The sequence below is a fragment of the Sediminicola luteus genome (assembly GCF_040566555.1).
GTDB lineage: Bacteria > Bacteroidota > Bacteroidia > Flavobacteriales > Flavobacteriaceae > Sediminicola.
Genome location: NZ_JBEWYP010000005.1, coordinates 157499 through 179865 on the forward strand (window position 1 = coordinate 157499; position 22367 = coordinate 179865).

16 protein-coding genes and 1 tRNA gene are annotated in these 22367 nt (G+C 40.9%); 10 read left to right on the forward strand and 7 right to left on the reverse strand.

The window, feature by feature from the left end; genetic code table 11:
* Positions 1-51: 51 nt before the first annotated feature.
* Positions 52-1974, reverse strand: coding sequence for a S9 family peptidase (locus tag ABXZ32_RS10440; RefSeq protein ID WP_354618620.1), 1923 nt, complete (start codon positions 1972-1974; stop codon positions 52-54).
* A gap of 311 nt (positions 1975-2285) precedes the next feature.
* On the opposite strand from ABXZ32_RS10440, the gene ABXZ32_RS10445 reads away from it, so the two are divergent.
* The 3 genes from ABXZ32_RS10445 (at position 2286) to ABXZ32_RS10455 (ending at position 4126) form a co-directional block, all read left to right on the forward strand.
* Positions 2286-2924, forward strand: coding sequence for a hypothetical protein (locus ABXZ32_RS10445; RefSeq protein WP_354618621.1), 639 nt, complete (start codon positions 2286-2288; stop codon positions 2922-2924).
* A gap of 65 nt (positions 2925-2989) precedes the next feature.
* Positions 2990-3343, forward strand: a complete 354-nt coding sequence (locus tag ABXZ32_RS10450) for a DUF805 domain-containing protein (RefSeq protein WP_354618622.1) — start codon at positions 2990-2992, stop codon at positions 3341-3343.
* A gap of 456 nt (positions 3344-3799) precedes the next feature.
* Complete coding sequence (locus tag ABXZ32_RS10455) at positions 3800-4126, forward strand: hypothetical protein (RefSeq protein ID WP_354618623.1); 327 nt, start codon at positions 3800-3802, stop codon at positions 4124-4126.
* A 38-nt stretch (positions 4127-4164) separates the two neighbouring features.
* Here the strand turns inward: ABXZ32_RS10455 and ABXZ32_RS10460 are convergent.
* Positions 4165-4246: transfer RNA gene (locus ABXZ32_RS10460), tRNA-Leu, on the reverse strand.
* 255 nt (positions 4247-4501) lie between these two features.
* Between ABXZ32_RS10460 and ABXZ32_RS10465 the strand changes: the two genes are divergently transcribed.
* The 4 genes from ABXZ32_RS10465 to ABXZ32_RS10480 all read left to right on the forward strand — a co-directional run bounded on the left by ABXZ32_RS10465 (position 4502) and on the right by ABXZ32_RS10480 (position 9662).
* A complete protein-coding gene (locus tag ABXZ32_RS10465; RefSeq protein ID WP_354618624.1) occupies positions 4502-5890 on the forward strand; it encodes a dipeptidase in 1389 nt (462 codons plus the stop codon).
* A 285-nt stretch (positions 5891-6175) separates the two neighbouring features.
* Positions 6176-6541 carry a BlaI/MecI/CopY family transcriptional regulator gene (locus tag ABXZ32_RS10470; protein WP_354618625.1) on the forward strand — a complete coding sequence of 122 codons (366 nt, stop codon included), beginning with the start codon at positions 6176-6178 and terminating at the stop codon, positions 6539-6541.
* Between the two features lie 2 nt (positions 6542-6543).
* Complete coding sequence (locus tag ABXZ32_RS10475; RefSeq protein WP_354618626.1) at positions 6544-8340, forward strand: M56 family metallopeptidase; 1797 nt, start codon at positions 6544-6546, stop codon at positions 8338-8340.
* 221 nt (positions 8341-8561) lie between these two features.
* On the forward strand, positions 8562-9662 hold the full coding sequence (locus ABXZ32_RS10480; protein ID WP_354618627.1) for a DUF4407 domain-containing protein: 1101 nt from the start codon (positions 8562-8564) through the stop codon (positions 9660-9662).
* 50 nt (positions 9663-9712) lie between these two features.
* Here ABXZ32_RS10480 and ABXZ32_RS10485 read toward each other — a convergent pair whose 3' ends face one another.
* Together ABXZ32_RS10485 and ABXZ32_RS10490 are read right to left on the reverse strand one after the other, a co-directional pair.
* Positions 9713-9850 (reverse strand): hypothetical protein, encoded by a 138-nt coding sequence (locus ABXZ32_RS10485; RefSeq protein ID WP_354618628.1) that lies wholly within the window; start codon positions 9848-9850, stop codon positions 9713-9715.
* 265 nt (positions 9851-10115) lie between these two features.
* Positions 10116-10922 (reverse strand): energy transducer TonB, encoded by an 807-nt coding sequence (locus tag ABXZ32_RS10490; RefSeq protein ID WP_354618629.1) that lies wholly within the window; start codon positions 10920-10922, stop codon positions 10116-10118.
* A 133-nt stretch (positions 10923-11055) separates the two neighbouring features.
* Here ABXZ32_RS10490 and ABXZ32_RS10495 point away from each other — a divergent pair, with 133 nt between their 5' ends.
* Complete coding sequence (locus ABXZ32_RS10495; RefSeq protein WP_354618630.1) at positions 11056-11919, forward strand: winged helix-turn-helix domain-containing protein; 864 nt, start codon at positions 11056-11058, stop codon at positions 11917-11919.
* A 162-nt stretch (positions 11920-12081) separates the two neighbouring features.
* On the opposite strand, the gene ABXZ32_RS10500 is transcribed toward ABXZ32_RS10495, so the two are convergent.
* Positions 12082-13734, reverse strand: a complete 1653-nt coding sequence (locus tag ABXZ32_RS10500; protein ID WP_354618631.1) for a solute:sodium symporter family transporter — start codon at positions 13732-13734, stop codon at positions 12082-12084.
* 252 nt (positions 13735-13986) lie between these two features.
* Between ABXZ32_RS10500 and ABXZ32_RS10505 the strand changes: the two genes are divergently transcribed.
* Positions 13987-14847, forward strand: a complete 861-nt coding sequence (locus ABXZ32_RS10505) for a hypothetical protein (protein ID WP_354618632.1) — start codon at positions 13987-13989, stop codon at positions 14845-14847.
* Between the two features lie 27 nt (positions 14848-14874).
* Here the strand turns inward: ABXZ32_RS10505 and ABXZ32_RS10510 are convergent, their stop codons facing one another.
* A complete protein-coding gene (locus ABXZ32_RS10510) occupies positions 14875-18588 on the reverse strand; it encodes a metallophosphoesterase (RefSeq protein WP_354618633.1) in 3714 nt (1237 codons plus the stop codon).
* A gap of 54 nt (positions 18589-18642) precedes the next feature.
* Between ABXZ32_RS10510 and ABXZ32_RS10515 the strand changes: the two genes are divergently transcribed.
* Complete coding sequence (locus ABXZ32_RS10515) at positions 18643-19845, forward strand: Pycsar system effector family protein (RefSeq protein ID WP_354618634.1); 1203 nt, start codon at positions 18643-18645, stop codon at positions 19843-19845.
* A gap of 99 nt (positions 19846-19944) precedes the next feature.
* Here ABXZ32_RS10515 and ABXZ32_RS10520 read toward each other — a convergent pair whose 3' ends face one another.
* Positions 19945-22317, reverse strand: a complete 2373-nt coding sequence (locus ABXZ32_RS10520) for a GAF domain-containing protein (RefSeq protein WP_354618635.1) — start codon at positions 22315-22317, stop codon at positions 19945-19947.
* Positions 22318-22367: the final 50 nt, after the last annotated feature.

Sequence of the window (22367 nt, forward strand, 5' to 3'; positions counted from 1 at the left end):
ATCCCATCAATGAAACCGATATGACATTAATTCATGACTTCAGACCCTGATTTATTCTAAATGCTTTTCCAAAAATTCTACCACTCGTACGTAGGCAGTAATACGGTTGTCCATCTTACGAATGCCATGGCCCTCATCAGGGAATCTCAAGTATTCCGCAATGCCACCATTATCTCGGATACCTTGAACAAACCGGTCCGATTCTGTAATCGGATCCCGTGGGTCATTGGCCCCATGGAGTACCATTACAGGTGATTTAACCTGATCTATATATTTTATAGGGGAGATGGACTCGAAGAATTTGCGGTCTTCTGGGTCATCGATGTCCCCGTACTCCAATCGGTCACTAGCTTTGAGATAAGGTGCTGCCCCTTCCAAGGCTGTGATCCAGTCGGAAACCCCTACGAAGGCAACGCCACAACTGAAGACATCGGGTAAACGGGTCATGGCTGCCATTGTAAGGTAGCCTCCGTAAGAACCACCCATGACTGCCACCTTATTCTTATCTATTATCCCTTCTCGGGAAAGGTAGTTTACAGCGTCTTCAAGATCGTACAGTTCACTTTCCCTTTTACGCCTATCGTTCTCGCGGGCATAGGTTTTCCCATAACCCGTAGATCCCCTAAAATTAAGATCGAATACCGCGAATCCTTGAGCTACCAAGTATTGGGTTACAGCACTAAAAGTTGGCCTTGCTTGAGCTGTAGGCCCTCCATGGACAAGAAGCACCAAAGGGGTTTCCTTGTTCATTTCCTTTATTGGATATAGAAGCCCATGAATCGTGAGACTGTCACGGGATTGGAAACTATGTGCCACGGGATGTACCATCTTATCGAAATCCAAACCGGCATTATTGGAACGGGTCACGCGCCGCACTTCCTTACTTCCTGCGGTGCCTGCCCATAGATCTCCAGGTATGTTAGGGCCAAAAACATTAGCTAATAGTGTTTTACCGTTTTCAGCCTTTCGCAGTACATAAACTCCATTGGGCCACTCGGGAGGTGTAATTTCTGATCGGTCATTCAGGTCCATGATATGGTGTTTGCTAAACCCGTTGTCATTAGCTACCCAGTGAATTATATTTTGTTTGTCGTCGTATAGTATTTGGTCAATATCAAAATCTTCCTGAAGTATATACTCCATGTTACCGGTTTTAATATCAAAACGGGCTATACCCAGATACTCCGCATCGTTATTTGTTCGAAGAAAGAAAGAGCTCCCATCTTGCTTCCAATGGATATCAGAAAATTGGGACCTGTCCCCTTCACTAGTTATTGGACTAAGGGTAGCATCTGGAATGTTCAATAAAAATAGGTTATTCGCGTCTTCCGCTATACTCTCCACAATTACCACCATATTGCCATCAGGGGAAAAGGAAATAGGGTAATATCCCATTTTTCCCTCGTAAACTTTTTTATCTGTATTTGTACCAATATCAAAAACGTGAATATCATAATCAGTACCATTGCGCTCCGTAGTAGCATACACAAATTGGGAGCCGTCCTTTTTGAAATCCCCAAATTCCCTGAAGGCATCTGAAGGAGGCAACAATTCTTTTTCCTTCAGGCCATCTGCAGAAACTAGGTAATATCCCATGCGCTCATTTCCCTCTTTATCTGTAGCGTATAGGATTTCCTCATGAGCGGGGCGCCATTGGTGAAAGGTTACCGAATTGCCATAAGTAAGTTGCAATGGGGCTGACAACTGAAAAGTTTCCGTAATCCAAACCTGAGGCTCCCCTGTAAGATCTGTACGGTACGCCACATGTAATCCCTCAGGCGAAATAGAAGGAGCATAAGCATCCTGTACATTCAGGAATCGTACAATATCCGGTTCGTTAGATCCAGCGAGGGCAACCCTGTTGGCCACCGCTACAGGGATATCAGATTCAAAGGCGTCTTTTTTTTGCTCTTGCTTTTCTTCTCCGCAGGCCATCAGTATTAGTAACAGAAAAAAATAATGTGAAAGTTTCATATTGTATTAATTTAGAAGGATGTTGAGTTTCATTGGCCAAAAAATAAGCCTTCGGAGGTGTAGAAAAGATAATACATTATTTTCTATTATGGAATGTATTTACTCAAAAAAGCCAAGGTTTGAGTGATGGTGATGCATATATATAAATTAAATATCGAAAATGTGATTGACCAAAACTGCACTGAAATTATCTATTGACAACTCTTTAGAAATCAATACAATAGAATTTAATCTTAAAAATTACTTTTGTTTAAAGAATATAATCTATATGTTAGCGTTAAACCAACATATAAAACTTTAAAACAAAAAGCATGAAATTTTCACTTTACCTATTATTTTTCTTTACTGTAAGCTTATCCTTTGCCCAGACCCATTTGTATGTGCACAATGATGCGGATGCCTATGTCGCCAAAACCGAATCCATGGCGATCATCCCATTTGATGTACAAGTTAAATTACGACCAAAACAACTAAAGGATTTTACCTCTGAGCAAATCACGGAAATGGAACGTAAGGAGGGGCTTGATGTGCAAAGAGCCATGCATTCATGGTTTTTGAAGCGTAAAAAAAGAGGGTCAATGAATATCAATGTACAGTCACCTTCCAAAACTAATGCGCTCCTAAAAAAAGCAGGGGTAGACCTTACTGAATTGGATGCTTATTTGGTAAGTGAATTGGCTACAATTCTAGGTGTAGATGCCATTATCAAAGGTTCCATGGAAACTTCCAAGCCTATGTCTGATGCGGCAAATATCGCCATTGGAGTATTATTTGGTGGTTTTGGTGCTTCTAGTCAAGGAATTATCAACATGGACATTGTAAACGCTTCAGACGATGAGTTGGTAGTCAATTACAATAAGAAAGTAAAAGGTGGATTGGGTACCAATGCCGATGACATGATCAACACCCTAATGCGTAAGGTAACCAGACGTATTCCATATACGCAATAATCAAAAGGTCATTTTGATCATTTAACTATCACATAGACTAAATAATAACCAACAAACCAAACCTTATGTTTAAAAACCCTTTTTCCTTTGAAGGTCGTATTAGAAGAACTGAATATGGCTTGAGCTATTTGATTTACATGTTTATCTATTTCACTGCATTGACCATACTGCAATTGGGAGGGGATTATGCTGCAATGATTTTCTTTATTTGCCTTATACCATTATTATGGTTTATGTGGGCACAAGGGGCCAAAAGATGTCACGATCTCGGTAATAATGGCTGGTATCAATTAATTCCATTTTATGTGTTTTGGCTTCTATTTGCGGATAGTAAACCTGGCACCAACGAATATGGAGATAACCCAAAACATGCCGAGGCCAACTCAAGAAATGATTATCAAGATCGATCCCTACAGTAAACTTTTGTACAATTGAAATCTAGATAAATTTTCCCAGTATAGGTCCCATTGGAATAAAGTCATTGCGAGGTTAGCGCGGCAATCTCATTAATGGAACCCGGAAGGGACAGATTGCTTCGGCTAAAACGCCTCGCAATGACTGTGGGATTGACTTTGACGGTTGTGTCGCAATGACGGTAGAAAAAAACTGTCATTGCGAGCGGAACGAAGTGGAGCACGGCAATCTCATGAATGGGACACGAAAAGGGCAGATTGCTTCACTGCGTTCGCAATGACGGTGGGGAAACGAAAGGAAGAAAAAAACTGTCATTGCGAGCGGACCGCAGGGGAGCGCGGCAATCTCATAAAAGGGACACGAAAAGAACAGATTGCTTCACTGTGTTCGCAATGACGGATTCAAAAGGTCATTGCGAGCGGAACGGAGTGTAGCGCGGCAATCTCATTAATGGAACACGAATGAGTCAGATTGCTTCGGCCAATGGCCTCGCAATGACGGCAGGGAAAAACTTAAGGCAGAAAAAACTGTCATTGCGAGCGGACCGCAGGGGAGCGCGGCAATCTCATGAATGGGATACGAAAAGGGCAGATTGCTTCACTGCGTTCGCAAGGACGGATTCAAAAGGTCATTGCGAGCGGAACGTAGTGGAGCGCGGCAATCTCATTAAAGAACCAGTAAGGGACAGATTGCTTCGGCCAAAACGCCTCGCAATGACGGTAGAAAAAAAAGATTGCTTCACTGCGTTCGCAAATGATGGTGGGGAAAAAGTTAATGGTGGTCCATAAAAAAAGCCTCTCTAAAAAGAGAAGCTTTTTTAACTAAGTACAGGCGGAGAGACTCGAACTCTCACACCTCACGGCACTAGATCCTAAGTCTAGCGTGTCTACCAATTCCACCACGCCTGCATTTCAATAAGTAATAATGAGGCACTAGATCTAACTCTAGTTGGCTACCTCCCGATAGCTATCGGGACCACCACGCCTGCATTTCAATACCTCCTTAAAAAGTCGGATTTTAACATCCAATTTGGTTTATTCCAATAGCTATTGGGACAACCTCACCTTTAAAAGGACTGCAAATATAAAGCAAATTTTGTATTATGAAATACTTAGTCAATAAAAAGTTCTTTTTTGTATTTTTATGCCTCATTAAAACATTCTATGCAAGACATATCAGCTTACGTTGCCCAAAATAAAGAACGCTTCATCAATGAGCTAGTCCAACTCCTAAAAATTCCATCCGTCAGTGCCGATCCTGCTTATTCCCAGGATGTTATGGATGCCTCGGCTTCCGTAAAAACCTCCCTTTTAGAGGCGGGCTGCGACACCGTGGAAGTCTGTGAGACCAAGGGATACCCCATTGTGTACGGAGAAAAAATAATTGACCCAACCCTGCCCACCGTCCTGGTATACGGACATTACGATGTACAACCCCCAGATCCGGTTGAACTATGGGACTCCCCTCCTTTTGAGCCCGTCATAAAAAATACGGAGCTGCATCCCGAAGGAGCCATCTTCGCTAGAGGTGCCTGCGACGATAAGGGACAAATGTATATGCACGTAAAAGCATTGGAATATATGGTAAAACACAACCAGCTTCCGTGCAATGTGAAATTCATGATAGAAGGGGAAGAAGAAGTAGGTAGTGAAAACCTCTCAGAATTTGTGGCCAATAACAAGGAGAAGCTCGCCAATGATATTATCCTTATTTCCGATACCGGAATGATCGCCAAGGACGTCCCTTCCATTACCACGGGACTTAGAGGCCTCAGCTATGTGGAAGTGGAAGTAACCGGCCCCAATAGGGACCTGCATTCTGGACTTTATGGAGGCGCGGTGGCGAATCCGATCAACGTTTTGACCAAGATGATCTCCTCCCTTCACGATGAAAACAACCATATTACCATTCCCGGGTTTTACGACAAAGTAGAGGAACTCTCCACAGCCGAGCGTGCCGAAATGGCCAAGGCCCCCTTTAGCTTGGAGAAATACCAGAATGCCCTACAAATTGCCTCCGTTTACGGGGAAAAAGGATATACTACCAACGAACGCAACTCCATTCGTCCAACCCTGGATGTCAATGGAATTTGGGGCGGCTATATTGGCGCCGGTGCCAAAACCGTGATTGCCAGCAAGGCCTTTGCCAAAATCTCCATGCGCTTGGTCCCAAACCAGGATTGGAAGGAGATCACCCAACTTTTCAAGAACCATTTTGAAAGCATCGCCCCTGCCGGAGTTACGGTAAAGGTTACGCCCCACCATGGTGGGCAGGGCTATGTAACACCCATTGACCATATCGGTTACAAAGCAGCATCCAAGGCCTATGAGGCTACCTTTGGGAAAACGCCCATTCCACAACGTAGTGGCGGGAGTATCCCCATTGTTTCCCTCTTTGAAAAAGAATTGGACAGCAAGACCATCCTTATGGGATTTGGCCTGGATAGTGATGCCATACATTCCCCTAATGAGCATTTTGGGGTGTGGAACTACCTAAAGGGAATTGAGACCATCCCTCATTTCTACAAACATTTTACGGAGCTTTCCAAATAAAGCACATTGTTCCAAAGGGCGGAGTCGGGCGTAATTAACCTTCCGACTCCGCTCGAGGGGACAAATGACAACTACGCTACATTCCTTCTTGGGCGTTCCCCTGCGGGTTGCTCTTTCCGCTATATCTTTTAATAATAGGCTTACCAAATAGCGTAAATCCGAACCATCCCTCATTAAAAGGATGCCGCTGCAATAGCTAACGCTTTTCAATTAATTATTACTCTACACTTGTAGAATTGAAATAATTGTTCTATGTTTGTAGAGTACACTCTAATATTGTAGACCATGCAGCTCTCAAAAACCGAAGAAGAATTAATGAACCACCTATGGAAACTGGAAAAGGCCTTTATGAAAGACCTTTTGGAGGCCTATCCGGAACCTAAACCAGCCACCACCACCGTGGCCACTCTTCTAAAGCGCATGAATGACAAAGGATTTGTAGCCTATAATTTGTTCGGCAACTCCAGGGAATATTACCCCTTGGTGAAAAAGAAAGACTACTTCTCCAAGCATGTCAATGGCCTTATCAAAAACTTTTTCAATGACAGCGCTTCCCAGTTCGCATCCTTTTTTACCAAGGAAACGGACCTCACAAAAGAAGAGTTGGAAGATCTAAAAGCCATCATTGATGTAGAACTTAAAAAGAAATAATTATGTGGATCTATCTCTTAAAATTTAGCGCACTCCTGGCCATTTTCTTGGTGTTCTACAAGGTCTTTTTGGAACAGGCCACCATGCACCAATTCAAACGATTCTACTTATTGGGGGCTTTCCTTGTTGCCATGAGCATTCCGGCCATTACCTTCACCGAATATGTTTTGGTGGAACCGCAAACCTTCAGCACAGATTTTGTACAAGCCTCAAGTTTAGGGCAAAATCACACCCTTATAAATGAACCCATTACTTATTTTCCCTATATCCTATGGGGTCTCTACGGACTTGGGGCAGCCTTGTTCGCCATCAAATTTTTAATCAACCTATCAGGGGTCATCAAAAGGATCAATAATAATCCGAAAGAAAAGTCCGGTCCCTGCCAACATGTTTTGCTGCAAGATCCAATAGCACCACATACCTTTTTCAGCTATGTCTTTTTCAACAAGAAAAAATACATATCGCACCAGATTCCACAAGAAGTTTTCTGGCATGAAGAGACCCACGCCAAACAAAAACACAGTCTGGATATTCTACTATTAGAACTCCTGCAAATTGTACTATGGTTCCATCCCCTGATCTATATTGCCAAGCATTATATAAAATTGAACCACGAATTCTTGGCAGACGAGGCTGTCTTGAACAAAGGTGTAACCACCTCTACCTATCAAAAAATATTACTGGCATTTTCTTCTCCAGATATTCCAGAACCAATTTTATCAAATTCAATCAATTATTCATCAATCAAAAAACGAATCATCATCATGAAAACACACACCTCCAAAAAAGCCCTTTGGCTCAAAAGTCTATTGTTGCTGCCGCTATTGGCACTACTCCTCTATAGTTTTAGCGATAAACAAATTGTGGAAATTGAGCGGAATACCAAAAGTTCAGAAACAACCACACTAGCACAAGTAGGCACGGTAAGCCAAACCATCAACGGGCAGGACATTGAGATTCTCATCAACAAAAATGGACAGCTATCGGTCAATTCCTATTTTGTAAAAATGGAGGACTTAAGTTCCTATTTAATGAAATACAACCAAGACCTTTCCAAGGAACAACGGTCACAAACCATCCGATCTTTTATCACCATAGATAAGGACACCCCAAAAGAAGTTATTAAACAAGTGGAAGCTATATTAACGGACTATGGGGTGGCAACCATAAATATTTTGGGGAACGAAGCCCTCGTCCAAGAAAAAGGCGCTACTAAGGCAGAGATCAAAGAATACAATGCCTTGGCCAGTAAGTACAATTCCCAAGCAAAAGGAAAGTACGTCATCAAAACAAAGGACATGACACGCATAAAGCAGCTTTACGATCGCATGACCTTGGAACAAAAGGCATCGGCAGAACCTTATCCGAACTTTCCGCCACCGCCACCGCCAGCAGCGGCTCCAAAGGTTATCAAAAATTCAGAGTTGCCACCGCCACCACCTCTTCCGGAAAATGCCCCTGAAGCAGACAGGATGGCGTATGAAAAGGCCGTGAAAAATTATAAAAAAGGAAATCCCGGACTAGTTTATGAGCACAAAAACGAAGATGGGGAAATGGTAGAGGTTGTTGTGATTACAGACGAAAATAATGTAGCACCGCCTCCACCCCCTATGCCTCCATCCAAACACTTAGCCAAATTGGCCGAAGAAGGTGCAAAATTCTATCTGAACGGAAACCCTATTTCTTCCGAGGAGGCTCTTAAAATAGCTGAGAAGAACAAGGATATTAATATCAATATTGAAGGGTTAGATTCTGAGCCGCCAATGGTCAAGATCACTACCAAGACAAAGAAGAACTAAGTTGTATCAAAACCTCTCGACTCCGCTCGAGGGGACAACCGTCGGGTTGAGGACAGTCGAAACCTAAATCAACAATGATCAAAAACCTCTCAACACCACCCGAGGGGCAACAAAAAACCATAACAAACGTTAAAGCCTTCATTTTGAAGGCTTTTTTTGTAACAAATCAACAATAATTACGTTCTAACCACCTATATGAACATCAATCAAATCAGAACACTATGTTACAATCATTCTTTATTCTCTGTTCGGGGGCCGATGCCTCTATTCTAAAAACGTGCTCCCCTGGGGAACAAAACAAATATGCAGGTATAGGCGCCACGGTATTCTTTACCGCCGTTATGGCCTTTGTAGCCAGTAGTTATGCCCTATATACCGTTTTTGACAATATTTATATGTCCATCGGCTTTGGACTCATCTGGGGTTTGCTCATCTTTAACCTGGACCGCTTCATTGTCTCCACCATTAAAAAGACCGGCAGTCTGAAAAACGAATTCTTGCAGGCTACCCCAAGAATACTATTGGCCATTATCATTGCTGTGGTCATCTCCAAACCCTTGGAAATGAAAATCTTCGAAAAGGAGATCAACCAGGTGCTCTTGGAACAAAAAAATGAACTGACCCTTTCCAATAAAGACCAGATAGCGCTTCAGTACAATCCCAAAATAGCCGAGCTACAACAAAATATTGTCGGCCTAAAAAATGAAGTCGCCCTAAAGGAAACAGAAACCAACGCCCTTTACGATACCTATATTTCAGAGGCGGAAGGTACTGCGGGCACCAAACTTTTGGGAAAAGGCCCCGTATATAAAGAGAAGAGGGAGAAGCACGATGCCGCCCTAGCGGAATTGCAGCAGTTAAAAGGAGATAACGCCCAAAAAATAAGCGACCTGGAAAACCAAATTAGCGGTCTTGAAGTCGACTATAAGGAACAGGTAAACGGGTCACAGCCTATCATAGATGGCTTCGACGGACTCATGGCACGTATCAGTGCCCTGGACAAACTCCCCTGGTTTCCTTCGTTTTTTATATTTCTATTGTTTCTGGCCATTGAGACCTCCCCCATTATTGTAAAACTCCTTTCTCCAAGAGGACCTTACGATTATAAATTGGAGGATGAGGAAAGTGCCGTTAGAACATGGGCCAGCCAAAAAGTCGCCCAACGTGAACTGCTTTTCTCCACTGATACTGCCCTCAACAAACAGGTCTATGACGATCTTACCAAGGAAGAGGAAATTTATAGGTACAAAAAGCAAAAAGCAGAGGAACTCCTGAAGCTCCAAGCAGATGCCTTTCATCAACTGCAGATAAAAAATCTTTAGATCAGTTTAATTTTAACGTACCGCTTATATAAGTCCTAGCTATTATAGAACTAGGCTATTGGGGTTACCGTGCTTAGGACAAGAGCTTCATTGGTAAGGAATACATCGCATATGCGGTACCTTTTTCTTATTGGACCGTTCACTTCCAAATAACCAGTGTATCTTTTGTTTTTCTTACTTGTTTTCATGGGTGACTTATTTTAAGTTATACCCAAAAATACTGAGCTAGGAAAACTAAAAGTTTCAACTTATGTTGAGTGGCCTTTTACTATAGGCAAACGGTCATTTACGTAGGACAACACATTAGAAGACATTATTATTTCTATCAAAAAAAAGCCATCAGGGTTATCCTGATGGCTTTTCTATAACTTCTACAACACCTTAATTGATGCTGGTATTGTGAGAATCCAAACTACGACCATAAAGTGACATTAAGAACAAGTGGTCGTTTAATTAACATCCCATCAATCCAAAAGAAAGCACCAATTCTTGATCTACTTTTTCTCCTTTTGAATTTTCAGCTGGTTGCCATTTTCCAGGCGTCTGCTTGATTAGTTCTATCATCCTTTGATCAACTTCAGGGAAATTTGATGAACTATCCAGGGCTACATTTTCTATAGTTCCATTTTTTGTTACCGTAAAATAAAGCTTTGCAGGTTGCAATTTATCCTCTACTACATTAACCCAACTTTCTTTGCTGTTTTCTCTGAGAAATTCCATTAGGACATCTTTCCCTTTAAGATATACTGCTTGCTTTTCCGGAACAATCGTTAGGTGGGGCGTCCAGTAGCTTTCTTCTAGCTCTCCGGTTTTATAATTTTTCTGCGTAACATCAGCTATTATCTTAAGGCTGATGGAATAATCGGAAGTCCTAAGGAGTTTTAACTGAGCGGAAGTTAATTCACCACTGTTACCAGATTCGCGAATATTAGATTCCTTGTCATTTTCGATAACAATAACCTCCACAAATTTGTATGTCACAATCTTTTTGGCATCATCGTCTTCCATAAAATCGGCAAAAGACGTGACCTTATTCAAATCTTCCTTTTTAATGGGACCGAACCTTGTCCCCACATCGTAAATATAATCTGCAAAGTATCTAAAGTCCATATTCTGCGATGGACCCTGATTGCTGGCTAAATTTAAATTGTCTGGGATGTTTATTTTATTTGATTCTGAAGTAGATCTGTTCACAAATCCAAAAGCCATTAAACCCAGGATTAGTATTGAGGCACATAAGACAAGAATGTTCTTTTTCATAACTATGAATTTCAGGATTTATATGTACCAAAACTATGATGAAATGAGCCTTCAACATCCCCATCTTTTGTAAATTAATGTAAATTTTATGTAAAACATTCTACATTGTCAGTTAATCGAATAGTTTTGTAAAATGCACCCAAGACTTTTTAAAATCTTAGGCTTCAGTTTTGTCTTGCTCTTGCTGTTCATCACCAGTTCTAATGCCCAAGACACCCCTGATGATAAACAGATTGTAGTGTCTTTGAGAATGATAGGACATCAAATCCTACTCAAATCAAAAGATAGTACCTCTCGTGTACTGCCCATATTAAAAGAAAATGGTTCCTACAGAATCCGATTTGAAAATGAGTTTCAGTTCAATCCAGAAGAACTGGTTTCCACTATTGATAGCATTGTTAATGAAACAGGATTGGCAAATAGCTATATCGTGGAGATGGATGATTGTGCAACTAAGGAGGTGATCTATAGTTTTATGGTGGACGAGATCACAAAATCGGACATCATCCCGTGCAAAGAAAGAATACAACCTAAATCCTGTTACAGCCTTTTATTTACTTTAATAAAACCCAACAAGCCAGTACCAGACACAAGTCAGTCGAATTATTTATGGGTTGTTGCTGCTGTACTCTTCATGCTAATTGCTTCGGTTCTATTTTTTCTATGGAAGAGAAGGAAGACACCTAAGAACGACCCAAATTTAATCTCTTTGGGGGCATATCATTTTGATAAACGCAATACAGAGCTTATAATTGAACATCAAAAAATAGTCTTGACCAGTAAGGAGGCAGATCTTCTTCTTTTACTTTATAACGCTGCCAACAAAACCGTGGAACGAGAGGTTATTCTAAATATGGTCTGGGGAGATGAAGGGGATTATGTGGGAAGAACCCTAGATGTTTTTATTTCAAAATTGAGGAAGAAACTAGAATTTGATTCAAAAGTGAAAATCGTAAATATCCGTGGCGTAGGCTATAAACTCGTAATGGATATTTAGACTTATGAACAATCCTCTCTATAGGCGAATGGTCATTTGCACAAGACAAAACCTTAGTTTACTGAATTGATTCCTATCCAAAATAAAAGCCATCAGGGTTATCCTGATGGCTTTTATATAACTTCTACACCATCTTAAATGATGCTACTCTTGTGGTAATCCTTACTTCGCAAAGTAGATATAAATACCAATCACAATGGTACAGATGGCTATACCAACGATCTTAATATGTTTATAGGGAACTATATCCACTTGTTTGGTGTACTCCAACTCAAAGGGAGTTGCCCTTGGTTTGAAATAGCCAATGATCAACATGATTACCACGTTGGACAAAAATAAGATAGCCATTACATGTAAATAATGTGGGTAGGCATCCGCTTCCACCAATTTTAGGGCCGCAGGATCTGTAACCCCAGCTGCTTTTGCAGCTGCAAGAGCGCTTTCCTTCATATTGGGACCAAGCCAAAACTGACTGATTATATACAAAAGGGAACCCGAAAAAATACCAATTTTTGCTGCAATGGCAGGTACCCTCTTAGTTAAGTACCCCACTACAATTATGGTGAAAATTGGAATACTATAGATTCCATTAATTTCCTGTAAATAATTGAATAAACTTCCCGCATTGGCAATCAACGGGGCGATGAACATAGCCGCTAGTGCCAAGATAACCCCAAATATTTTACCGTACTTAACCACGGTTCTTTCGGGAGCCTCTTTATTAATATGTTGTTTATAGATATCAATCCCAAATAAGGTCACCGAACTGTTGAGCACACTATTAAAGGAACTCAAGATGGCGCCAAAGAGAACTGCGGCGAAAAATCCGACCATAGGTTTTGGCAATACTGCCCTCACCAATTCTGGATAAGCAAGATCACTGGAAGCTAGTCCACCTTCAAAATAATGATAGGCGATCATTCCCGGCAACACCAAAATTAACGGCCCCAAAATCTTTAAAAAGGCAGCCAATAACAATCCTTTTTGACCTTCGGCCAAGTTTTTGGCACCCAAAGCACGTTGTATGATCTGCTGATTGGTTCCCCAATAAAACAACTGCACCAACATCATCCCCGTAAAAATGGTAGAAAATGGCACCTCTTGTCCAGTATTTCCCGTAGAATCGAATCTTTCAGGCTCTGTAGTCATCAATAAATTCAACCCATCCAAAACACTGCCGTCCCCTATGGCCATCAATCCAAAAATTGGAATTAAAAAACCGCCGGTAAGCAGCCCGATCGCATTGATGGAATCTGAAACCGCTACCGCCTTCAAGCCACCAAATACGGCATAAATGGAACCTATGATCCCAATACCCCAAATACAGATCACCAAGGCTGTTGAATCTGATACACCCAATAAAGTGGGCACATCGAACATACCGCTAATGGCAACCGAACCAGAGTAAAGAATTACTGGCAATAACACCACCACATATCCCGTTAAAAATAATCCCGAAGTAATTGTTTTGGTGCTAACATCAAACCTTTTCGCCAAAAACTGGGGTACGGTGGTCAAGCCACCCTTCAGGTATCGTGGCAATAAAAATACCGCAGTTATTACCATGGCAATCGCCGCTAAGGTTTCCCACGCCATCACGGATAATCCGTCCGTATAGGCACTTCCGTTTAATCCGACAATTTGTTCTGTAGATAGGTTTGTAAGTAAAAGAGAACCTGCTATAACACCGGCCGTTAGACTTCTGCCTCCTAAAAAATAACCATCAGATGAACCTTCATCTGTTTTCCTTGTGGCATAATAGGAGATTATACCTACCAATGCAGTGAAGCCAACAAAAGATAATATTCCAATCATAAGTATGAGTTAATTAAAGTGGTTTGATTATTCCGCATAAATATATTGGATTTTTTACACATATGATGGTTTCCTCAGAAAGTATCCAGAATAATAACATTTTAGCGTCTGACCCTTATAAAACGCTATTTCTAATTGTATTCTAGAAATTAACCATAAAAGAAATCCTATTTTTTATAAAATGGAGTTAAATCTTACCCCTTTCCGACAATTTCCCTTGAAGCCTCCTAAAATAATCCTAGCTTTGATAATATGACAAGATTTGCTACCCTTTTCCTAATTGTTTTGTTTACAAGTTGTTCCAACTATGGTCAGCTGACCTTTGTCACCAAACTGCCCCATAAAATCAGTGAAAGTTCCGGGTTGGTGCAGATGGACAATGCTACCATTTGGACCATTGAGGATCATGGGAATGAGGATGAATTGTACCAGGTGGATTTTGAAGGGAATCTGCTCAAGGAACTAAAGGTCAAGAACGGAAAAAATGAGGATTGGGAAGACCTTGCCAAAGATGACCAAGGCAATGTTTATATAGCGGACACCGGCAACAACAACAGTGATCGCAAAGATCTGGTAATCTATAAAGTTCCTAATCCGGAAATTGAACCCGGGGACAAGATAGATGCGGAAAAAATTGAATTTTACTTTTCTGACCAAAAAGATTTCACCCCTAAAAAAGAGGAAAAGGTATATGACTGCGAGGCGATCTTCTATCACAACAAGTTCCTGTACCTCATCACCAAAAACAGAAGAAGGCCTTTTAATGGAGAGGCCAGAATCTATAAGGTTCCCGCAGAAAAAGGAAATTACAAGGCTGAATTTATAGGCTCCTTCAATACCTGTGATGAGCCCAATACCTGCATAATAACATCGGCGGACATATCCCCTGACGGCAAAAGAATAGTCCTCTTGGGGTATGGAAAATTATGGGTCTTTACGGATTTTACCTGGGATAATTTCACCAAGGGCAACATGGAGACCATAGATTTAGGGGCCACCACACAATTGGAAGCCGTTGCCTTTAAAGTAAATTCCAACACCTCTTTGCTCCTAACAGATGAGGAAAGAGGCGATACAGGACAAAATTTGTATTCCTACGAATTGAAGCATTAAAGTACTGCCCAAGTATTAGCCATTAGATTAGAAGCCAAAGCCTAGACCAAAGGACAATCGTGGACCTTCTTCACTATAAAATAGCGCCACTTTAAAAGACATCAGGTCTGCGGCGTTTAGGAATAAACCTCCCCCATAAGATGTATGCCATTCATTGGAAGCCTGGCCTGGCTGCCAAACCCTTCCATAATCAAAACCTCCGTACATCCCCAGGGATACGGGCAAGATCCCAGTTCTCATTTTGCGCAACCTCAGCCTTAAATCAGTATTCTGATAATAGGAAGTCTTCCCAACAAACCTTTGATTCCTATAGCCCCGAGGACCGTCAGTAGCCCCTATGCTGGCACCTTGGTAAAACTCGTATCCATTTCCAATATTAAAATGGGCCTTCCATTTGGTGGCCAATACAAGTTTGCCACTGGGTATAAGTTTATGGTCCAACGAAAGTGTGGGGATAATATACCCAAAGCTTTCCGCTTCCCCATCTACATTTGTTTTATACCCTACTTCCAAGGAAGATCCCATCCCCAACGTAGGAAATGCGGCATTATCAACATTTGAATAGTCGTATACGGCATCTATTCCAACAAACTGCTTGCTATTTTCTTCCCCATTGGCAACATAGAAGGTGTTGATAAAACGATCTGAAGTTTCTTCAACTTCTATATGCTCATAGGATATCCCTGTTCTAAAGCTGGCACCCAACTCACCCCTCCATATAATAGATGGGGCAAAGCTCAACGTCTTTAACCGAACCCTGTTATAATCGAGCTCCAATTCATCATCTGGATTTTCCGTCTCATTCCCAAAGCCAAAGAAATTGATACTGAAATTAGGACTGGTGAACCTACCATTGACCATCAGGTTCCAATTTTCAAAAACATGGGCAAATTCCCCCGAATAATTAAGGTCAAACCCACTTGTGCCAAAATAATAACCGGCATTAAAAGTGTGTTGGGTAGTAAACGGATTTTGTCTTAGTTTATAAACAGTGAACGTATTGCTGATTCCCAATTTTAAACCGTCATCGGGGTTAAAGCCTACCGTTGGTACCAATTGATTCTGTTTTTTGATCAATTTTAAAGGCTGATAGGTATTCGTTTCATACTCATCTGTCAATTTAACTTTAGCGCCTCCTGTTTGTTCAATTTTGTTGTCCTTGGATTTGTAATCGTAAATGGCAATATTGGCACCGTTTCCAATTTTATAGGTATCGGTTCCATTACCCCCAATTAATTTTATGATAATGGATGAATTACCTTCTCCCATGGTTTCAAAATGATCCCCATCATTGAGGCCGTAGATCCAAATTTCTTTTGTTGTCCCTCTATCAAAGACCTTATCAAAAAATAGCTTTTCCTTTTCCCCTTTAATTATTCTATATGCCTTTATATCCACATCTCCATTGGCAAGTATATTAATATCGAACCAATCGTCCTTATCGGTCCCGGTCACTACCGTAAGTCGGCTTAATGCCTTGTAATAATCGTCTGCAATTTTGGGTAGCGCCTCCAATCGGGACAACATTATCCTTTTAATCTTTCCTAGGGTTTCATCTTGTACCTCCTTAGGAAACATTGCCAAGGATTCATCTATTACCCCTTCTGTAATGCTATTTTGCAATAGCAAAACTTGTTTCTCCCATTGCTCTTTTTTGGTGCCATTAAGCAAGGTCATATCCAATGAAAACGGATTGGAATTAAAGGTTTTGACATTACGGATGTTCTCATTGAACCCTTCCATAAGCTTCAAAGCAGGGATAAGCCTGGTGGAGATATTCATTAATAAACCGTCACCCATAATGGAAAAAACTTGGTCCCTATCCCTTGGAATAGGTCGGTATAACACCTTGTCCGGTATTTCGTCCTTAAACTCTGCCCATCGCCACTGGTCCATATGACGATCCCAATCCCCAATGACCATATCAAAGAGCCTTGCCCTTATATACATATCCGTATCAACGATATACTTTTCGTCTGACCTTAATTTTTCCAATAAATCATAGGTGCTTTCAATATCCTTGGCATTCCCGAAGCTATTTAAATCATCATGTCCTTCGGATACATGCTCTTCTATCATATAGAGCTCATCTCCAAAACCTGTATTAAAATCTTCCAATGCCGGTTGCTTGGGAACATAAAACAATTTGGGATTGGTGTGGTATATCTGGGCAGCATCGGAAAGGATGCCCATGGTAAAGGGGGCATAGGGATGTGCACCGGTGTAAAAATCTTCCAATAGGCCCTCGGTGTACGTTTCTTCAAAATCTCCAATAATGTACTGATCCTTAAAGGCCATCGCCTGTAAATAGCGTTCCGCCTCTTTTTTTAGGGCGCGCATTACATATTCCTTCCCGCTTTTATGTTGGAGGCGCAGCGACTTGGATTGATGTCCGCCTCCTTTACGAATAGGGGTTAGTCCCCCATATAACGTATCCAATTCGACCGTAGGAACCGTAACTTTTGTCCCATAATATTTCCTGTACCGCTCTCCCCAGATAGCTCTAAAAAAGGCACTCTTGTCTACTTCCTCTTCTGTATAAATGGAGGTTTGTACTTCTTTTGGAAACTTAGAGGGATACTTGTTCTCATTTACTGTGGTATCCCTTGTATATATTCCAGAAGTGAAAAGAAATTCCTCTTTTTCAATATCATTGGCGTCCACTCCATAGTAACGCACCCTAGAGGAACCATCCTTATAGACCTCAAGTATGGCATATCCCATGCGCCCCGTGGAAAACTTACTGCCATTCAATAAATTTGTCGCTCCCTTTTTTGCGCCAGACCCACTGACTATCTGTGGTACATTTCGCTCTACAATATATTGAAGGGAATGTTCGTGCCCTGAAGTCACTATAACTTTTTCAGAATAATTGGCCAAGGTTACTATGCGATTGATCAACTCCTGATACCTTTTATTCTGCATATCTTCTATTGAGGCACCCGCAGTTTTCCGAAATAAATTCACCAACGTACCTAAGATAGGAAGTGGTCCCACCTTGCTCTTTGGATAAAATTGTTGGTACAGGGTATATTGCCCCCCATGTGGCCCATAACTGAACATGGGATGGTGCATGGCCAGTAGGATTGTTTTTCCAGCATTTTTCTTGATTTCATCCTCCAACTCGGCAAAAAATTTCTCACGGCTATTTATTTCACAGTCCTCGTTCATGGACGGTCTTTTATTCCAATTGGTCAAGTACCATTCCGTATCCATAACGATCATCACCACCTCCTCATTGATGTCCACCTTTTCCAAGGGACATCCATTTTCTGGCAAGAAGGAATCTTTTCTATCCAAGGTCATCTCTACATATTCTTCCTGTCTTTTTAACCCTTTTAAACCTTCCGTATACCAATCGTGATTGCCAGGTATAAAAATGACCCGTCCACGATAATCCTTAACCGTGTTCAGTTGGGCATCCAAATGGTTTTTGGCATTGAAATAAGCCACCGTGGAATCCTTTGGATTGGGAAGGCCAGCAGGATAGATGTTATCCCCTAGGAATACCGCTGTACTATTGGTATCGGCTTTTTTTAATTTCTCTTGAAAAATTTTCAATGCAGGATTCATCCCTCCCTTGGGCGATAGCCCGGCATCACCTATCAGATAAAAAGTATGGGAAATCTCCTTAGTGGTAGTCTTATCCTCGGCATTTTCCTCATTGAGATATTTTGCCTCATATGTAGCACAATTAACAAACAAGAGAAGAATCGCAATAAGGGTAAAATGTTTATGCATACCAATAAAGTTAGAAAATTTAATTTTGTAATTTAGGAACCGTAAAAATGATGTATGTCAAATATTATTAAGGAAGCCGAAGATTTTGTTACCAATTTATTGAACCAACAGTTGTCCTCCAATTATTTATACCACAACCTAAGGCATACCCAAAGAGTTGTTAAAAATACTAAAGAATTGTTGGACGCTTATGACTTGAATGATAAAGAAAATGAAGCAATTGAATTGGCAGCTTGGTTTCATGATACAGGTTATACTGAAGGATCCTTGGATCACGAAGAAAAAAGCTGTGTGATAGCCAAAAAATATCTTGAAGGGAAAAAGTATGATACAGCAGGAATAAAAGAGATTTGTCGTCTGATCATGGCCACCAAACGCTTTTATACCCCTCAAGATCTATCCGAGGAGATCCTTAAGGATGCCGACTCCTCACATCTGTCCAGCAAATCCTATATAGCCACCTCCGAATTATTGCGCGAAGAGCTTTCAAAATTAGATATTGCCCATTATTCCACGAAAGACTGGAGGAACGAAAACATCAAAATGTTCCGTACGGAGCACCGGTTTTACACGGATTATGCCAAGAAAAACTGGCAAAAACGAAAAGATAAGAACCTGAAAAAACTGGTCAAGGGCAAAAAATCGGAAAAAAAGCTGATCAAAAAAGAGTCCTTAAAAGCAAAACTCAAAAATGAAAGTCCAGATCGGGGCATACAGACCCTTTTCAGGGTTACCCTGAGAAACCATCTGACCTTAAGTGATATTGCCGATACCAAGGCCAACATCCTGCTCTCGGTAAATGCAATCATCATTTCCCTGGCCTTATCCAATCTAATTCCAAAGTTGGACAACCCTTCCAATGACTATTTAATTTACCCAACAATTATTTTTGTATTGTTCAGTGTGGTCTCCATGGTACTTGCTGTTATGGCCACACGCCCAAATGTGACTAGGGGAGAATTCACCAAAGAAGATGTCGACCAAAAGAGGGTAAACCTGCTCTTTTTTGGAAATTTCCATCAAATGGGATTAAAGGAATATGAGTGGGCCATCAATGAATTGATAAAGGATAGGGATTACATTTATTCCTCCCTGACCAAGGATCTTTACTTCTTGGGATTGGTCCTCAACAGAAAATACAAGTTATTGAGATGGACCTATACCATCTTTATGATCGGCATGATCTTATCTGTAATAGCCTTTGCATTTTTCTTTAAATATTTTGGTCCAGATAGGGCATTACCAATAGTACAATAGAAATCTCTTGGCCCTCTTGGAATCCAAGGGCATGAAACAATAAAACCATCAATTTGCCTTTAGCAGCATTGATGGTTTTTTACTTATAGTTATAAACTCCTAAGACTCTATCTCATGAATAAGATCATCGTAGGTGAAAGTACGTTCAGTTTCTTTGCCTTTGGTATAGAGGAATTCTACCCGTATGGCCTTTAAACCAGAGACCCCCTGAAGACCTTCCAGTTCCACGATCTCTATATTATTTGTGAAGTAGCCTTTGGACTTTAAAAATTTAATATACCTGAGGTATTCCAATTCATCCTTCTTTTGTGAATAGACGATACTGAGCTTCCCTTTTTGGGTCAGGCGCTCATCCGTGCCTTTGATATAGGATTTGTCTATTCTCTTTTTTATTACCTCATACCTTGCGTTATAAGTGCCATCCACATCAAAGCGTTTCTCATCCATTCTAAATCGGATGGACAAAGAGGTATTGTACACCAAGATCATAGAAGCAACATCCAACTGTACCGGTAATTTTGGCTTTAAGTTGTAATAACTGTTTTCCATTTCGCACATAACCTGCAATTGCCATAAGCGAAGATTATTGAGGTAAATGGGATCAAAATCCCTATCCCCAACAATAGAATCCCCAATATACATATTGTGCTCTACGCCATCTGTCTTGTACCGTTCAAAAAAGTGGGGAAACATTTTTTGCGCTTCTTCCTGTTTCTTATCTATTACGGCCGCCAACTTTTTATTGATCAGCATGACGCTTTCGTCATAATTCCTACGGTGGTCGTAGTAGGAATGGGTAGCCCCATCTATATGGGTCTCATAGGTCATGATGGATTTATAAAGTTCCTTATCCTTCTTTTTAAGATGGTTGAATACGGGGTTGATCTCATTAACCACAAAGTCAAAGATCACTTGCTCACTTGTGGTGTCGAGTACTTCTTTAATTTCATTGATATGGTTGTCTACCCTGAACATGAGTTCTTCATAAATCGGTAGCTTTTTACTTTCCCAAGCCTCAGCCAAAATAGTATTGATCTCGGACAATTGGATGAGCAGGTCGCGCTGAATTGCGGAATTCCTCGCATGTGAAGAATCCTTTATATCTATCTGACCATATAAGGGATAGACGTCCTTAAACGCTATTTCCCTAAATACGGGTTGCAGGCCTTGAACATCATCGGCAATAAAACGCTTGGCCTCTTCTTTAAAACGCCAATAAACGGAAGAGTGAACAGAGGTACATTCGTGCTGAATAACCACATCCACCAAATTGGACTCTTCTATTTTTGATCGCAATACCGAAGAAACGATGTATGGCATCACGTCTGTTAACTTCGTGGCATTTACACTGTTTAGGGCATTTCGGTTTTCCGAAACAAGCTCCAGTACACCCAATAAATTTCCATTATCGGCAATTGGGGCCAAGATTGCACTTTTTACACCCTGTTCTTTCAAGGCGCTATAAAGTCTATTTTTCTTTGAAAGCTTAAAATACTTTTCTACGTCTGCAATGGAGAAGAAGGTATTTTGACTAATTAATTTCTCAAAAGATGCTTGACATAATGCCTCGTCACATCTTTCCATTTCCTCTCCGTTGAGGATATAGCTTTCTATATGGAGCCCAAAGACCTTTTCAAACTGGTTCTTTTTAGGATTATAATTGACAAACCCTACCCTTATATCCGGGATATTGAAAAGGGATTTAAAGGTGTTCTGTAAGTTTTGTACAAAATTTTCTGTCCCTCTTTTATTTGATGCAATTAAGCTCGATTTGATCTCGGAAATGGATTGTTCGGCTGTTACATCGAACATATTGGAGATTACAAAGCCTTTTGAAAGGAAACTATTGGGAGGGATTTTTTCCTTCCACAACTCCAGATCATCAAAACGTTCCAACAACTCGTCTACATCATCTTGCGTCAAATCTTTCGCCAATTCGGTGGGAATGATCTCAACAAAATCTGCATTGTATAAGATGCGGTAATTTCGCATTACCCCATTGGCATCAGGGATATCATAAAAAAGCGGCCTTTTAAAATCTAAATGAAAGCCATAGTGGAAATTCAAGATGACCGTACAGCTCAAGATATAATTTAACTTCTCCGGATTGTCCCGAATTTCCAAGTTAAAGTCGTCCCCAGCATCCGCCAATATTTTCTTAAATCGAGGTGAGGAATTAAAGATTACATTTTCAAAGGGCAATGAGGCAGTTTTGATCTCATTGGACCCTAATATTACCGGAAAGGTGTCCTGGAGGATATACTTGATCAAATCCTTGTGCTTCTCCAAAATAGAAACATCCGAAAAACCCTCTCTTAATTCTGGAAATGGTGCCGCAGCCTCTAAGATAAGTTTGGCCTTTGTGGCGAGAAACTTATCCTCACTATTGGCCATAGCTTCATACTGTTTCAATAATGTATTGAAACTTATGAGCTGCACCAATGGCGTCTCTCCTCTTTTTACCTTTTCCATTTTATATTTGTCTAACAATAACACCCAAAATTACAAAATAAAGCGCATAT